The following is a 17,453-nucleotide window of genomic DNA, read 5'->3' as shown; positions in this document are numbered from 1 at the left end:
CACCGTAAAAAAAGCAACGTGACAAAAGTGTCCGGGTGATGGGACAGGGCACCCGGACACTTTTGTCACGTTCGATGTTTGTTGTCCGGACGGTTTGAGGGGACTTCCTGGGGCCTCCCCCACCCTGCAGGTTGGCGGGGATGAGGGCGTATACTTGCGGGTATCTTTGGCTCCGGCCCTGAACATGCCATAAACGAAGCACCCGGCTTCGCGGCCGAACCGACGGAGGATGACGCCGATGTCCATGAGCGAGAAGTACCTCGACTACCTTGACTCCCGGATCGAGATAGCGCCCGCGAACAGCCAGGAGGAGGTCAACGCCGCAGACATCCTGCAGGAGCTGCTCTCCAACGAAGGCCTTGATGTGACGCGTCAGGACGTCACGACCCCCAGCGACACCCGCTTCATCGGCGGGATCCTCCTCGTGCTGGCGTTTCTCGGCATGGTGGTGTCAGGCATCGGCGGCATCGGACTCGCGGTGCTCGGGTTCGTGGTCGCCGCCGTGAGCGGCGGCCTTCTCGTGCTGAGGTATCTGGGCATCGACCTCTTCGGCCGCTTCCTGCCCCCGGCCCGCAGCCAGAATGTCGTGGGATTCCACAGGGGTACCGGCCCCCATGCCGGCCGAGGCGTGCGCCCCATCGTCGTGATGGCCCACTACGACACCGGGCACGAGGAGCTCCTCGCCAACCCAGCGGTCTCCCGTTACAGCGGGGTCGTGCTTCGTTGGGCCCCGATGGGCCTGGCCGTCGCGGGCCTCTGCTGCCTGCTCCAGCTCGTCGTGGTCATCCCCGACGTCGCCCTCCGGGTCATATGGGTCATCGGCATGGTCTGCGCGCTGCCCGGGCTCGTCTGCGGCATCAACGACATCGCCGCGCACTTCATGCCCCTCACCGGAGCGGCCAACGACAACAACGCCTCCCTCGCTGCCATGCTCGGTGTGGCCGAGGACGTCTGCGGCGGCACCGAGGAGGAGCGTGCCCAGCGCGCCGAGCTCCTCGCGCAGGCAGAGGCCGAGGCCGTCGCCGGGGCGGCTCTCGACTCCCCCATCGTGGTCGACGAGGTGCCTGCGGAACAGCGTGTCGTCACGCAAACCGTCACCGAGATGGAGCAGGTCGAGGGGGTGCGCCACGGAAAAGACGTGGTAGAGGCCCTCGGTATCCTCCCCAAGACCTGTCAGATCGAGTACATTGAGCCGCAGCCCGTTACGGTCGAGGAGGTTGTGGAGGAACCGGTCGACCTGGAACCCGATCCGGTGGTCGAGGACCAGTCGACCCGACCCTCCGCCCCCGTCCCCGACTTCCTCTCGCGCAAGGCCGCGTCCCGGGAGACCGGCACCATAGAGGTGCGTCAGACCACCGGCCGCATCGCGACCGACCCTGTCGTCTCCGGCCCCTCCTCCGTGAGCGAACCCACGCCGCGTTCCGCCCGCCGTGCCGAGGAGCCCTCCCCCGCCCCCGAGACGGTGACCGTCCGCGAGACCCTTTCCGTGCCCGACTTCAGCCACGGACTCGACGACCCCGCCGGCAAGGAGAACGTCGCCCCGGTCGAGGACGTCGTGCAGGGAGAACTGCAGGAGCCCGTCGCGCCCACCCCGTCGACCGACGGCGCCACCGTCGCCATGCCCGTCATCGAGGGGGCACCCCAGCCCTCCCCTGCCCCCGATGTCGTGGACGATCCCTCGTGGGGGCAGACGGACTTCACGCCCCGCGGCCCCATCGGCTTCGCCCGCCGCGCGGCCCTGTTCGACCTTCCCGACCCCACCCAGGCGACCTTCGACCCGCTGGCCGCCGACGGCCCCTCCCCCGACGTCATGGAGGACGCCGCCTACGAGGTCCCGGGCCAGGAGCCCGAGCCCACGACGGCAGATGCCGTGTCCCAACGTGTGGTGGTGTCCCAGAGCACCGTGCATGCCGGTTCGTCCGACGGCCGTGTGACGGTCTCCCAGAGCCGTCGCGTGGCGACGGTGCCCGCCGCCCAGTCTCAGGAGGCACCGGCCGCGGTGCCCATCGAGCCTGTTCGTGTGACGTCCCACGACAAGGCGCGGAAGACCTCCCTGCGCGACCGCATCTCCCACGGTCACGGCCGCAAGAAGAAGGAGCAGGATTCCATGACCGAGTGGCTCGGGGTGGATGAGGACTTCGACGCCAAGGCCGACGGAGAGCGCATCGGCTCCTGGGACAACTTCTCCGAGGACGACGGCAACCGTCACCCATGGAAGGGCGGTGCCACCCGCTCCGCCGAGCTCCGCGACGACGAGGACGTCGACCTCGTGGAGGATCCGGAGCTCGCCGAGGCCGTGCTCGACATGGATTACGTGGACCTCGTGGCCCACGACATCTACTTCGTGGCCGTGGGCGCCAGCGAGCTCGACCACGCGGGCGCCAAGGCGTTCGTGAAGGAGTACCGCTCCCGCCTGCGCGGTGCGTTCCTCATCAACCTGGATTCTGTGGGCGCCGGCCAGCTCACCCTCCTCACCGAGGAGGGATCCGGCAACGTGCGCAAGGTCGACCGTCGTCTGCTCAAAAGCATCGACCGTATCGCCCGGGACCTCCACGTGCAGCTGCAGTGCTCGCCTAGGCCTTGGGCCGACACCGACGCCACCTGTGCCATGCGCGCCTCGGTGCGCTCGGCCACCCTCATGGGCTGCGACCCCGGCGAGGTACCGGCCCTGGCCCATACGGCCGAGAACGTGCCCCAGAACGTGGGCCCCGACCAGGTCGCCCAGGTGAACCTCATCGTCTCGGAGACCATTCGCAGGGCGTGATGCCAAAACCGTAAAACCCGTCACATGGCAGACGGGGCCGTTACAGGAAAGAGGGGCGCCCCCGACGGCATCCGGACCGTCGGGGGCGCCCCTTCCCGTCTCCGGGAGAAGCCCGTGTTAGGCGTAGAGATTCTGCAGGTAGGCGAGGATGTCCTCGTCGCCGACGAGGTAGGTCTCGTCGCCCGTCACGAGGCAGGGGACGGACTGCTGGCCGCTGACCTCCTGGAGCTCGGCGGCGCCGGCCTCCTTGGAGCAGTCGATGTAGTTGAACTTGTCGGTAAGGCCCTGACCCTCGATCCAGGTGATGACCCGGTGGCAGTGGGGACAGGTGGGAAGGTAGAACAGGGTCATAACAGCCTCCTGGTCTGAGACGGTTCGGTCAGCGGGCAAGGTCGTTCTCGGGGTGATCGATGAGCTCGGCGAGGAAGGCGATGATGTCGTCGCTCTCGTAGAGGGGGTCGCTGTCGATGAACAGGCAGGGTACCTGGCGCTTGCCACCCACCTTCACCAGGCGGTCTGCGGCCTCGGAGTCGGTGCTGATGTCGTACAGGGTGACGTTCTCCACGTCATGGTCGCTCATCCAGGCAAGGACCTTGTGGCAATAGGGGCAGGTGGGCTTGTAAAAGAGCTCGAGGGTGCGTGCCTTCTTCTCGGCCATGGGGCCTCCAATCGTCGGGGTTTCGCTTCTAGGAAGATTCCCGGGGCCCCGACGGCGCAATCGATGGATCCCCTTCCCTTGATAGGTCCGTGGAGAGAACGTTCCTATCGTTGTCTATAGATAATTATATATGTCTATACGACAATTCAGGATTAATACAGAATGGGCCGTTAAAAGGCGATCCGTGGATTAGTTTTTCAGAACAGGACCTTTCTGAAGCGGAATCGTGCCGTATCGGGATGAATAAATATGACAATCTGGCCAAAAAGCACCCGATAAAACGGACTGTTTACCCTTTCAGTGTCCCGTAAGTACAGTTTTCTTGAGCTTTTCTGTACTCCGACTGAATTCAGAGGCGTAGAATGTCTCACATCTACCCATATCTAACCTCGAAGGGAATGAGAGGTGCAGAAAATGTTGAAGAAGCTGAAGGGAGGGGTACATCGGCATTTGGCCAGGCTCTATGGCCTGGTTGTGTGTACCCTTCTCGCCTTCATCGGCCTTCTGGGGTCGGGCGCGTTGAGCCCCGCCTACGGGGCCATCGATGTGGGTGCCAACCCCACCCCCAAGGTCGACATCGCCGTGACGGTCCCTGCGGACTATCCCGGCACCTTCCTCGACTTCAAGCAGGAGCTCACCCAGAAGCTCATCGACCAGGGCATGGACCCGTCGGCGTTCCGCATCACCAACACCGACGTCTCCATCGACACCACCGACCTGGGCGGCTGGCTTGTGCGCGACCACTATCGCGACCAGGCCACCTATAACAGCATCGTGTCCGCCGACCAGCGGGCCAACCAGCCCTTCCGTCAGGCCGACAACTCCCACACCAACGGCACCGGCACCATTGAAAGCTATTTCAAGAACAACACCAACACCACGGGCAACTCCTGCAAAAACTTCGACAGGCACATCTACTCGTCCGTTGACGACCAGGGAAAGTCGTCCATGGTGTTCGCCGGTTACGGCACGTCGGCCCTGAGCGACTACATGATCTACCCTGCCTCGAGCGACTCCCGCCGTACCTTCTCCTTTGACATCAACCCCGCCGTCATCGACACCCACACCCTGGGCAGCTACGGCTTCTGGCTCAACGCCGGCATCGAGAACAACACGGTCTCCGGCTACGTGCTCATGTTCACGGCCGGCAACAACGCCTGCACCCTGCGCAAGGTGAGCGTGGGGGCCGACACCACCTTGGCCGCCGCCACCGGCACCCAGGTCGCGTCGGTGCCTGCCATGAACTTCGGTCCCAAGAACATGGTTCGCGTGACCGTCGAGCTCAACAAGAACAACGTCACCATGCAGTACCAGACCTACGATGCGTCCGGCAACCTCGGCGACCCGGTGAACCTCCTCAAAAACCAGCCCCTGGACAACACCGGGTTCAACGGCTTCGGACCCTTGGTCAACTATGTGAGCCACGGCTGCTCCTCCCTCTCGATCATGAAGTTCTCCGACCTCGAGATGAGCTATGCCGCCTCCGCCTTCGACGCCCTCAAGAACACCCAGTACTTCCAGGGCGCCGAGCAGAAGTACTTCATCAACCTCGCCGGCACTTCCAACGACCCCCAGATCCCCGACGAGTTCGGTGAGGCCGGCGGCACCAACCCCGACTACACCGACGGCATCAACCGCCTCAACGAGAACGAGATCTTCTACATCTCCAACGCTCAGGACGGCAAGGTGGTCACCGATTCCACCAAGGATGAGAACGGTAACACCACCCACCAGGGCCTCGGCGCCGATAACGGTTTCATCGCCATGGGCGACGACTACGTGGGCGAGATCGCCGGCTACATCTACAAGAACTTCGTGGAGGGCAAGAAGTTCAACCAGGCACCCATCAGCTCCGAACTGCCCCTGGCCAACTTCTACATCGTCGACAGCGACACCGACGAGCAGCTCATGACGGTGCACCTGCAGCACCTGGTGAACACCAACGGCACCGTTCCGGTCAACATGGTGGACAAGTCCATGACCGGCACCCTTTCCGGTGATGACGGCAAGCTGGTGAGCTGGCACTGGAGCGTCTACGACCCCACCAACACCAAGGTCTTCGACAAGACCTACGACGACCCCTCCAAGATCGAGGACTACCTGTTCACCAGGGACAGCGCCCACGGCCGCTGGACCTTCGAGCTCTCCGTCACCGACGACAAGGGCAACGTCTCCAAGATCTCCCAGACCTACGTGACCGCTTACCTCGACAACGAGGAGCCCTTCATCGAGGGTGCCAACACCGGCAAGAACAAGGCCACCATCACCCTCACCGACACCGGCGAGGGCATCGACGAGGATGGCATCACCTTCATCACCGACGGCCGCGGTTCCGGTGTGGCGGCCTACTGGGTGACCAACGACGTCAACGCCACCCCCACCGACGACGACTGGGAGACCCTGCCCATCCCGCAGCACCAGTTCGCGTTCGACCTCGACATCGTTGACACCTCGCCCCTGGTGGTGTGGGTGCGCGACGAGTGCGGCAACATCGGCAACAAGGCCGTCTTCCAGCCCACCCACGTGCGCGTCGAGGATGAGAACGGCAACCCCATCGACGACTACTACGTCATCGGTGAGAAGCCCATCATCGTGCTGCCCGAGGACGACGAGGTCCCCGACTCCGAGGACGACCCCGAGAACAACAAGTTCAGCGGCTGGACCACCCCCGGCGGCGACCCGGTGACCCCGGGCTCCACCCCCGACCCCGAGGGCAACGAGATCATCATCCGCCCGTCCTACTCCAAGGACTACGCCAAGCTCATCTACCTGGCCAACGGCGGTGACATCTCCGGCAAGCCCTCCTCCGAGTTCCAGGTGGTCTCCAAGTCCTCCATCTACAAGAAGATCGAGGACCACAACGTGACCCCCACCCGTGAGGGATACACCTTCATGGGCTGGAAGCTCCTCAACACCGACGACGCCACCAAGGTGGCCGACTCCGCCTACATCAACAACAAGGCCAACGTGGCCGACGTCACCGACCAGCTGGCCGTCAAGGAGGTCGACGAGGAGAGCGGCGCCGTCAAGCGCGACACCTACTACCTCGTGGCCCAGTGGGAGGTCGGCAACTACGTCGTGCGCTTCGACGCCAACGGCGGCTCCCTCGGCAACGTCCGCTCCATCGAGGACGTGGCCTTCGGCACCAACGTGGGCTCCCTTGCCATCCCCGTCCAGGGCCGCGGCGTGCCCACCAAGGCCGGCTACATCTTCCAGGGTTGGTCCACCACCAAGAACGCCATGGACGACTACGCCAACACCTTCGCCAAGTCCTCCACGGCCGACGCCGGCCTGACCCCTGTGGCCGCCCCCACCATGCCGTCCCACGACATCACGGTCTACGCGGTGTGGAAGTACGACACCAGCAAGTTCATCGTCTCCTTCGACTCCGACGGCGGCAGCCGCGTGGGCGACGTCTCCTACCAGAAGGCCAACGCTCCCTCCTACGCCACCAGCTCCATGGCCCGGTTCCCCACCCCCTCCAAGACCGGTTACGACTTCACCGGCTGGCACTACGTGGAGGAGGACGGTGAGCTCCGCGAGGAGACCACCGACGGTACCGGTGCCCCCATCGTCACCGAGAACCACACCTTCAAGGCCACGTGGGCCCCGCGTGACGACACCAAGTACACCGTCGAGTACTGGATCAACTCCGGCGCCAAGGACGCCGAGGGCAACGCCGTCTACACCCGTGTGAACGACGCCTCCGTCACCAAGACCTACACCGCCGCCACCGAGTCCACCGTGGCCGTGGCCGACGGCGACAAGACGGCCGAGCTCACCGTGGGCGGTGCCAAGTACTGGTACAACGCCGACAACCCCAACAACGTGCTCACCGGCACCGTCACCGGCAGCCCGAGCCTGGCCCTGCGCCTCTACTACGACCGCTACCTCGACGTGGTGGTGAAGGCCGACGGCCACAGCACCGGCACCGGCACCGTGGAGTCCAAGACCGCCCAGCGTGAGGGTTCCAAACCCACGGTCAGCTGGAAGGCCGACGCCGGCAGCCACGTGGCCAAGGTCACCGTGGACGGCGTGGTCCGTGACGACCTGATCGCCAAGGGCTCGTTCACCCCCGAGGACGGCCTCACCGACAACGTCAACATCGTGGTGGAGTTCGTGAAGGACTCCGGCACCACCGACCCCTCCGGCCCCACCGGTGGCGACGTGCCCCGCAAGGCCTACACCGTGACCACCGAGATCCACGGCTGCAGTGCCTCCGACGGCTGCACCATCACCGGAACCAGGCCATACCTGGCCGGCACCGACGCCCGTATCGAGTGGAACGTGTGCTCCGGCTGCAAGATAAACCGCGTGCTGGTGGACGGCCGCGAGGTCGAGGTCTCCGGCAACACCTTCGACTTCAAGGGCCTTGCCGCCGACCACAAGGTGGCCGTCTATGTGACGAGCACCTCCATGCCCACCATCGGCGGAACCAGCAGCGACGGTGCCTACACCATCACCGTGAACCGCTATGGCGGCGACAGCACCTTCCTTACCTCCACGAGCAAGACCATCCCGTTCGCCGACGCCGCCGGCGCCGACTGGACCTTCACGTGGGACCGCAACGGGTCGGCCTACAAGGCCTATGAGATCCGTGTCGACGGCAAGACCGTGCGCGGTGGTGTGGACGCCAACGGCAACTTCCGCACCAACCTCAAGGATGCAGCCAGCTATGGCCTCACCCCCAACGCCAACCACGTCGTCGACATCTACTTCTTCCAGGAACCGGCCTCCGAGGACGGCACCGACCCCGACCCGGTAGTGCCGGACTTCTCCGACCCCGACGAGTGGGTCAAGGTGACCACCCAGATCATTGGCGGTGCCGGTGAGATCGACGGCGGCTTTGTCTCCAAGAAGGTGGAGGGCGACACCCACACCGTGGAGTACAAGGTCGAGAACGGCGACAACTACGATTCCGAGGACTACACCTACTATCAGGTGAGTAAGGTCGAGGTCACCGGCGACACCGCCGCCAAGGTCGACCAGGACAACCAGCAGGTCACCGTCACCCTCACCCAGGACGCCGACGTGAAGGTCTATGTGGAGCCCGTGGTGCGCAAGGTGGAGACCTACAAGGTCACCCGCCAGGTGGTCGACGGTCAGGTCGTCCCCAACGCCGACGGCGGCTCCATCGTGGCCTCCCGCACGGTTGGTCTCTACGGCAACTACTCCAATATCCTCGCCACCCCCAAGTCCGGCTTCAGGGTGGGGGCCGTGGAGGTCACCGACAGGCGCAACGGTGCCGCCGCGTCCCAGACGGGCACCATCACCCACCTGATCGGGCAGGACGGCGCGATCGCCGAGACCATCAAGGGCAAGGTCACCTGGAACGGTGCCGCCACAGCCTCCGAGCAGGAGACCGCGGACGAGCCCCAGGCCCTTGCCGACCAGGTGAACCCCGAGGCGCTCTCGGCCGACCCGGCCGCCCAGGCTCCCGCCAGCGACCCTCGCAACATCCAGGCCGACGAGCCCCAGGCCGCCGAGCCCGTCGAGGACCCGGTTGCCCCCAGCGTCTCCGCCCCTGTGGCCGATGAGGCCGATGGCACCGAGCCTGCGTCCGACGACACCCAGGCCCAGGAGCCCGAGGGTGCTGCGGCCGACGACGCCCTGGCGGCCGCCGCCTCCCAGCTCTCCGACGACGCCCCAGCCGACGAGGGCTTCTCCCTCATGACCAAGGCCTACGCCGACGGCACCAACGGCCCCGACGCCGACAAGAACGTCTTCACCGAGCCGGTCACCACCGACGGCAAGACCTCGGTGAGCATCACCAACATCACCGAGGACCAGATGGTGGTGGTCTACTTCGTGTCCGAGAGCGAGACGCCCGAGGACACCAAGCAGGTCGTCTCCGACCGTCAGGACGGCAAACTCCACCGCGTCTCCGTGGTCTTCACCGACCCCGAGGGCAACGTGCTCGCCACCGAGCCCAAGACCGAGGGTGAAGGCTTCGTGCCCGACGGCGGCAACGCCACCCTCTCCTGGGCCGACCTCGCCGGGTACCGCGTGGTCTCCGTCAACGGCGGGGCCGCAGCCTCCACCATCAACCTCGACAACGTCACTGCCGACACCGTGGTGACGGTGGTCCTCGAGCCCAACCGTCCCTCCGACCCCATCAAGGAGAGCGGATTCGAGCCCCGCTACGTCATCTCCACCGACGTGCGCGGTTACGGCGCCCTCACCATCACGCCCACCAAGACCGTGAGCGCCGGGGCCGACCACCAGGTCACCTGGGAGATCGACGGCGCACCAGTCGCCCAGGCCGAGGGTGACGAGGGCGGCTCCTCCGCCATGCCCCTCAACGTCCCCTACATCATCGACGTCGAGGTGGACGGCGACTCTGCTTCTGTGAGCGACAACGTGTTCAACCACGGCGGGTCCCAGGTCTCCACCCGCTCCGCTGGTGACAAGGGCTTCACCAACGTGGACGCCGACCACCACGTGGCCGTGACCACCATCCTCCTGAACGAGGACACCGACGGTAACGGCAAGCCCGACACCAACGTGGACACCGACGGTAACGGCGAGCCCGACACCAACGTGGACACCGACGGCGACGGCGAGCCCGACACCAACATCGTCGACGAGGACGGCGACGGCAAGCCCGACCCCGACGTCGTGGACCCTGACGACCCGGACAAGGACCCCAAGAAGCCCACCACCAACATCGACAAGGACGGCGACGGCATCCCTGAGGTCAACGTGGACACCGACGGCGACGGCAAGCCCGACGTGAACATCGACACCGACGGCGACGGCGAGCCCGACATCAACATCGTCGACCCCGACGGCGACGGCAAGCCCGACCCCGTGGACCCCAAGGACCCGGATTCTCCCAAGGTCCCCACCACCAACGTGGACACCGACGGCGACGGCAGGCCCGACACCAACGTGGACACCGACGGCGACGGCAAGCCCGACACCAACATCGTGGACGTCGACCTGGACGGCAAGCCCGACCCCGTGGACCCCAAGGACCCCGAGGCGCCCAAGCCCAACGTGAACATCGACACCGACGGCGACGGCAAGCCCGACCTCAACATCGACAAGGACGGCGACGGCAAGCCTGATCTCAACATCGTGGACAAGGACGGCGACGGCGTCCCGGACCCCGTGGATCCCAAGGCCGATCCCGTGCCCACCCCCGATGTCAACGTGGACACCGACGGCGACGGCTGGCCTGACATCAACATCGACACCGACGGCGACGGCAAGCCCGACAAGAACGTGGACACCGACGGTGACGGCGTCTACGACTGGAAGGACGAGGGCCACCCCGACCACCAGAAGTACCTCGACTCGATCAAGGGCGGGGACACCAACGGTGACGGCGTCTACGACTGGAAGGACGAGGGCCACCCCGACCACCAGAAGTACCTCGACTGGCTGAAGAGCCAGAGCACGACCACCACGACCACGACGCGCAGGCTCCCCTTCACCGGCGGCGCGGTTCCCAGGACCGGAGACATCGCCTCCGTGGCCCCCGCCATGGGCATCCTGGGTGCCATCGCCCTGGCGGCCACCGGCGCCCTGGTCATCCGTCGCAAGCGTCGCGACGACGAGGAGTAACGGCGGCGGGGGAGGGTACCGCCCATCACCGCTTCCCAAAGGGCCCGCATCGAAAGGTGCGGGCCCTTTCCTGTGGGAATGGAACCCGCAGGCCGATGGGCCCGCCGCCGACCGCCTGCCCATGGGTCTTCAAAAGGGAAAAGTGAGGTAGTGTATATATATTCAGGCTGAATACAGCTATCCCGATAAGGGAAGGAAGTGGAACCCATGAAGTCCAAACGCACCCACCCACGCCTTCTGTCCCTGCGCACCTTGCTGGCCGCCTTGCTGGCCGTGGCCCTCTCGGTGCCTCAGCCCTGTGTGGCCGCTGTGGCCGAGGCTGTCCGGGAGGGGACGTCGACCACCGTCTTCGGCGGTGTCACGGTCACGGGCGGCATGAGCGGCGTCGACTACGACGTGAGTGTCTCGCCGCTCCTGCTCACCGTGAAGACGGGGACCCCGCTGAGCTTCTCGGGCACCGGCGAGGGCTCTATCAAGATCGCTGAGGGGGTGGACGCCTCCATCACGCTCGACAACCTCGACCTCACGAGCAAGAGCTCCGCGCCTACGACGGCGGCGGACCGCAACTCGCCTATCGACCTCTGGCCCGGCTCGTCGCTCCACATCACCCTTGCCGACGGCTCCACCAACTATCTGCGCACGCAGCTCGACACCAACTGCGCCGGCATCCACGTGGCCGAGACCGCCAAGCTCACCATCGACGACTCCGTGACCAACCGCCTCACCGACGGTACCCACGTGGAGGTGGACGGCGGCAAGATCGCCACGGCCGGCACGCTGCTCGACGGCACCGAGGTGGCCGTGGGCGACGAGATCCTCAAACTTGCCTCCGACGACCCCGGCGTCCTCAAGGTGGCCGGAGGCTACGGCTGTGCGGCCATCGGCTCCGGCTCCATGAAGAACGCCGGGCTCATGGTCTTCGACGGCGGCTCCGTCGTCGCGGTGACCTGGCGCGGCGTGGCCGTGGACCTCGACAACCCCGGTGCCGGCGGCGACGCCGACATCCCGGTGAGCGGCAGCTACTACGCCAGCGCCGGCGCGGGCATCGGCGCCGGCTGCGGCGGCGGTGCCACCGACATGGTCTTCAACGCCGCCGACATCGACGCCTACGGCTCGTACCACGGCGCCGCCATCGGCGCCCCGCTGCGCTACGAGGGCGGCACCACCTACAACGGCGGCGCCCGCCAGCCCAGCGCCCTCACCACCACCCCCAACTCCACCTGTGGAAACATCACCATCAACGGCGGCTTTCTCAAGGCCCGCGGCTTCACCCACGGCAACGCCTTCGGCGGCGCCTGCGACTCCGCGGCCGCCCCGGGCGCCAAGGGCAAGGTCATCAAGGTCACCGGTGGCACCCTGCTGCCCACGTCGGGGAGCGGCCATTGGGACCTCGGTGGCCGCGACGGCACCGTCATCGTCACCGGCGGCTCCATGCGCATCGCCAACATGAGCAAGTTCCAGGGCGACGGCCCGTGGTCCGACGAGACCAAGACCACCAAGCTGACCATGGTCACCATCGACATGAAGGCCGAGCTCGAGCAGCTCGACAGCCTCAACTCCAAGATCAGCGGCTGGCAGCTCTTCGTCAACGGGCAGCCCCACAGCTACGGCGCGCCCACCATGTTCGACGACGGCAAGCTGTACCTCTGGCTCTCCGACGCCTATCTCCAGAAGGACCCCGAGACCGGCAAGTCCGCCCGCATCGAGGTGCGCCTCAACTACATCGACGCCAACGGCAAGGAGCAACGCCTCGAGCCCCTCTACGTCGAGGAGCTCGGCGGCTCCTCCGGGTCCACCCTCAAGCGCTACGTCAACATCGACCTCGACAACGAGGAGCTCGACCCCGCCGCCCGCGAGGTAGTGGCCGGCTACTTCTCCAAGCTCGACAAGTACTACGACGGCCTGCCCCTGCCCGGCCTCGAGCTCTCCGAGGAGGAGGGCCACTACATCTCTACCGCGGGCCTCGAGACCGTGCCCAAGCGCCTCACCGACTCCAGCTCCCTCGAGTACACCTACCAGACCGTCTCCGAGGAGGTCGACAAGAACGGCGACCCTGTGATCATCGGTTCCGGCTCGTCCCTGCCAACGGACTCCGGGCGCCAGCTCATCGAGATCGTCTCCAAGCAGTACGCCTCCGACCCTGGCATGCAGTCGTACTGGGGCCACCGCATCCGCGGCAACGCCGTCATCAACCCGGTGAACTCCGCCGCCCAGGCCGACATCTCCTCCCTCGGCCACGGCGTCGACGTCGAGGTGGGAGGGGAGACCCGCTCCTACAGCGAGCCCACGTGGGCCCAGGGCTCCGACTCCGCCATCGACTTCAACACCGCCACCATGGACTGCCTCGTGGTGCCCTTCGACGTGACGAGCGGCACCATCCCCGGCACCGACACGCCGTCGGCCGCCACGTGCGCGGCCCCCACGGGCACCGTGAGCCTCTACCTCGACGGCCGCCCCCTCACGGCCTCCCAGGGCGGCGTGATCGAGCTCGACGAGGGGACCTTCAGGGACGCCTCCGTTCCCGTAGCGGTCGAGAAGGTCGACGGTCGCGAGCACGTGGTGGGGTACTTCAAGATCACGCGCTCCCAGCTCGAGGCCTGGGGCCTCGCCGCCACCGAGGACAACCAGCACACCGTGCAGGTGCGCTACACGTCTGTGACCTCGGATGACCCGCCCCTGCGCGGCGAGCGCTCCGCGGGCCCTGCCTATGAGGACAGCGCCTACCTCAACTACTACGAGAGCGAGAGCCCGGTCACCAACGTCGAGATCGAGATAGCCCAGCCCGGCTTCACACTCTACAGCGGCGCCCTGACGGCCACGGGCTTCGACCCGGCCGCCCCCTTTGCCAAGGACCCCTCCGCCCTCGACGTGGCCGCGGCCCGCATGAGCTACCTCGACGCCGAGCGCGACGACGCCGGCAACCTGGTGGTGGGCGACGACGGCTCCCTCAAGACCTGGGTGGTCGACGCCGACTACGAGGCCGCACCGGCCCAACAGGTGGTCGACGGCGCCATGTTCATCGGCAAGGACAAGAACTGGTTCGACGTCTACACGCTCACGAGCTCCGTGGGCGAGATCGACATCGTGAGCTCCGACCCCGGCGTCGTCGCTGTGGAGCCCAACGCCAGCCTCGTGGGGCGCCGCGCCCAGTACCGGCCCGGCACCTCCGCCTACGTGGCCGGCACCAAGGCCCGCGTGGTGGGTCCCGGCGTGGCCGTGATCACCGCCACCATCCACGGCACAGGCGCCTACGACGGGGCCACCCGCAGCTTCCGGGTGTTCGTGAACCCGGACCTCGCCACGGAGCCCGCGCTCGAGGCGGCCATGACGGCGCGGGACGTCTCGCGCTCCGACGGCACCGTGCGCCCGGGCGACACCGTGCGTTACACCGCGGTGGTCTCCAACACCGCTGGCCTGACCATGTACCAGAACCCGGTCTACTCCCTCACCGTGCCGGCCGATGCCACGCTCTCGTCCCTGCGCCTCGTGGCGGCCGACGGCTCCGTGACCGCCCTCGAGGAGGGCAGCGGCTACACGCGCTCGGGCGACACCCTCACCGTGGCGAGCCTGCCGGCCCTCTACGGCGGCCAGTCCGTGCGCTTTGTGATGGACGTCACCGTGAACGACGGAGTGATCCTGCCCGAGCACGGGCCTCTGGAGGCCCTACGCTCCGAGTGCGCCACCTGGGGCGTGTACGGCCAGGACAAGTTCCATGGCGACGTGTTCCCGTGGGACACGCGCTTTGACTTTGAGAACGGCAAGGAGCTGGGCAGCGCCGACGAGCCCGCCGCAAGCGCCTGGGCCGACCCCATGGCCGAGAAGCGGGACCCCTCCGACCCCGACCCCGACGACCCGTCCCATACCGTCGACGACGCCGAGGGCACCGAGACCCGCCCCGTGGACCCCGGAGCCGTGATGGGTGACGACGAGCTCGCCGAGGTGGCTGCCCGTATCGCCGCCGAGAACGGCAAGGGGCTCCCCGATGGTGTGACGCCCACGGTGTCCGTGACGCGCGTCGACGGCGCCGGCGGGGTCACCGTGACCGGGGGCGTGCCCCTCTCGGCCCCCTCCACCTATCGCGTGGCCGTCACCTGGGAGCACGAGGGCGAAGACGGCTCCATCTCCACTACCACCGTGGTGGTGCAGGTGGACGTAACCGACGGGGACGACCACGACCTCGTGGTGGTCCCTGCCGACCCCGACGTGCCTGCGGGCGACATCTCCGTGGCCAAGACCTGGGCCAACGTGACGGCCGGTGCCGAGGACCGCGGCAACCGCGAGGTCGTGCAGGTGGGTGACGAGCTGCTCTACACCATCACCGCGACCAACGCCAAGGCGGGCTCCGTGTACCACGCCGCCGTGGTGGCTGACACGCTCCCCGTGGGCGTGGAGTACGTGCCCGGCTCCATCGAGGTCGTGTGCCGCCGCGGCACCGAGAAGGAGCGCCTGCTCAAGGCCGACGACTTCTCGGTCGACTACGGCGCCGACAGCCGCACGCTCTACGTGGCCGTTGGCGACCTCTACGGCGGCGAGACGGCCACCGTGCGCTTCAGGGCCCGCGTGACCGCCGAGCGCCTGAGCCACACCGACCCGCAGTCGCTCGTGAACGTGGGACGCGCCTTCGGCACGCTGCCCACGGACACCGTGAGCGACCCCGACCCCGACCCCGACGATCCCGACGCCCCCAAGAAGGTCGTGGTGACGCCGCCCGACGACACCCCCGGGCCCTTCGGCGACGACAACCCGCCCGCCGACCCCACCCTCGACGACCGCAAGGACGAGGAGCCCGCGGACGTCGAGCTGGAGTACACGGAGCATGTGCGCGCCGTGGCCGCCGACGCCGAGGTCACCTCCATCACCCGCGACGAGCTGCTCGGGCACCTGCGTGGCTTTGCGGCGGCCGACGGCTACGAGCTTGGGGCCGAGCCCACCGACCTCGCGTTCACGGCGGCCCACGCCGTGGCACCCCTCGGCCGCGCCGTCACCGGCGACGAGGCCACCTCGCTCGTCGAGACCGGCCGGAGCGACCTTGCGGCCACCTACGTGGCCGAGGACGGCTCCCGGGTGAGGGCCGTCCTGCACCACGTGGTGTGGGACGACGGCACCCCCGAGGACGAACGCCCCGGCGACGGCCCTGCACCCGGGACCTTCTCGGCGGCCATGACGGTCTCCGAGCGCGTCTCCGAGGGTACCGTCACCGCCTCCGAGCTCAAGGACCGCGCCCTGGCCCTGGCGGCCGACCGTGGCCTGACCCTGCCTGCCGGCGTCGCCGCGGGCGACTGGAGGCTCGTGCGCGTGGCTGCCGACGGCTCCGAGGAGGCGGTGGCCCCCGACGCCGAGGTGGACCTCTCCGAGCCCGCGACCTACCGGGCGGACGTCTCCTACCACCGCGACGCCGCCGGTGACACGCGCGGGCTGACCGGCACCCTGGCCCTGGGCTACGTGCTCTTTGACGGCACCTACCCCGAGAGCGACCCGGTGCCCGGCACCGTGGGCCCCGTGGCCCCCGCCGACCCCGACACGGCCCAGGTGACCGTGGTCAAGGAGTCCGCCAACAAGACGCCCCACGGGGACGGCAAGGCCCACGTGGGCGACCTCATCTCCTACACCGTCACCGTGGCCAACGGCGGCTCGGCCGAGACCTGCGTGTACGACGTGGTGGTCTCCGACGAGCTTCCCGTGGGCGTGGAGGTCGTGGCCGGCACCATGACCCTGGAGCTCCCCAGCGGGGAGACGGTGGCCGTGCCCGACGCCGTGTGCGACCCGGCGACCCACGCCATCTCGGTGTTCGGCGGCTCGCTCAAGGGCGGCGAGCGGGTTGTGCTGCGGTTCGACGCCCGGGTGACCGAGGACGCCGAGGGCCGCGACATCGGCAACCACGCCGTGGCGTCCTTCGTGCGGCCGTCCGACGCGCCCACGGAGACGATCTTCGGCCGTGACGACGACGCTCCCGGGCCCGGCGACCCCGCCAAGCCGGAGGACTTCGCCGGCTCCGTGGTCCTCGACCCCACGCCGGCCGCCTACCCGGACGGCGCCTCCGACCCGGTGGCCCCCGCCGAGGGCGGCTTCGGCGGCGCTGACGGCAACGGTACCGACGGCTCCGGCGGCAGCGGCACCTTGAGGCCCGCCCTCACACCGCTCTCCCGCGTGCCGGTGGGGCGCATCCTGCCGGTCACCGGGGACGTGGCCTCCCTGGTCCCGGTGCTCGGCAGCCTCGCGGCCGTCGCCCTGGGCGCCACGGGCGCGCTCGTGGCGCGGTCGCGCCGCCGCGACGGCTAGGCCCCGGGTCCTTCCCGGCCCCCACCCATCCATCTCCACCTGAACGCGATTGAGGGCGACTTTCCGCGGGCGAAACCCCCGGAAGTCGCCCTCATCCGTGTTCAGGCGGCCAGAATCCGCCCTTGACCGCGTTCAGGTGGGGGAGGGGTCGCCCTCAGACGCGTTCAGGTGCCGGGCAGGGGT

The 17,453-nt window shown here is 67.5% G+C and carries 5 protein-coding genes; 3 read left to right on the top strand and 2 right to left on the bottom strand.

Translation table 11 applies throughout. From position 1 onward, the window contains the following. The first annotated feature begins 244 nt into the window (after positions 1-244). Positions 245-2,764 (top strand): M28 family peptidase, encoded by a 2,520-nt coding sequence (locus OR600_RS09145; protein WP_265591054.1) that lies wholly within the window; start codon positions 245-247, stop codon positions 2,762-2,764. 117 nt (positions 2,765-2,881) lie between these two features. On the opposite strand, the gene OR600_RS09140 is transcribed toward OR600_RS09145, so the two are convergent. Both OR600_RS09140 and OR600_RS09135 read right to left on the bottom strand, forming a co-directional pair. Next, positions 2,882-3,115, bottom strand: a complete 234-nt coding sequence (locus OR600_RS09140) for a glutaredoxin family protein (RefSeq protein WP_135977859.1) — start codon at positions 3,113-3,115, stop codon at positions 2,882-2,884. Between the two features lie 28 nt (positions 3,116-3,143). Continuing rightward, positions 3,144-3,422 carry a glutaredoxin family protein gene (locus OR600_RS09135; protein ID WP_204408240.1) on the bottom strand — a complete coding sequence of 93 codons (279 nt, stop codon included), beginning with the start codon at positions 3,420-3,422 and terminating at the stop codon, positions 3,144-3,146. A gap of 474 nt (positions 3,423-3,896) precedes the next feature. Here OR600_RS09135 and OR600_RS09130 point away from each other — a divergent pair, with 474 nt between their 5' ends. Both OR600_RS09130 and OR600_RS09125 read left to right on the top strand, forming a co-directional pair. After that, positions 3,897-10,991, top strand: a complete 7,095-nt coding sequence (locus OR600_RS09130; RefSeq protein ID WP_265591053.1) for an InlB B-repeat-containing protein — start codon at positions 3,897-3,899, stop codon at positions 10,989-10,991. A gap of 207 nt (positions 10,992-11,198) precedes the next feature. Then, complete coding sequence (locus tag OR600_RS09125; RefSeq protein WP_265591052.1) at positions 11,199-17,270, top strand: hypothetical protein; 6,072 nt, start codon at positions 11,199-11,201, stop codon at positions 17,268-17,270. Positions 17,271-17,453: the final 183 nt, after the last annotated feature.

Source organism: Granulimonas faecalis (assembly GCF_022834715.1).
Lineage (GTDB): Bacteria > Actinomycetota > Coriobacteriia > Coriobacteriales > Atopobiaceae > Granulimonas > Granulimonas faecalis.
This window is presented reverse-complemented; position numbering and strand designations above follow the sequence as displayed.

Bases quoted from the DNA above. Each gene is read 5' to 3' on its own strand.
- OR600_RS09125 (WP_265591052.1), top strand. From the start codon at position 11,199: ATGAAGTCCAAACGCACCCACCCACGCCTTCTGTCCCTGCGCACCTTG.
- OR600_RS09140 (WP_135977859.1), bottom strand. From the start codon at position 3,115: ATGACCCTGTTCTACCTTCCCACCTGTCCCCACTGCCACCGGGTCATC.
- OR600_RS09145 (WP_265591054.1), top strand. From the start codon at position 245: ATGAGCGAGAAGTACCTCGACTACCTTGACTCCCGGATCGAGATAGCG.
- OR600_RS09135 (WP_204408240.1), bottom strand. From the start codon at position 3,422: ATGGCCGAGAAGAAGGCACGCACCCTCGAGCTCTTTTACAAGCCCACC.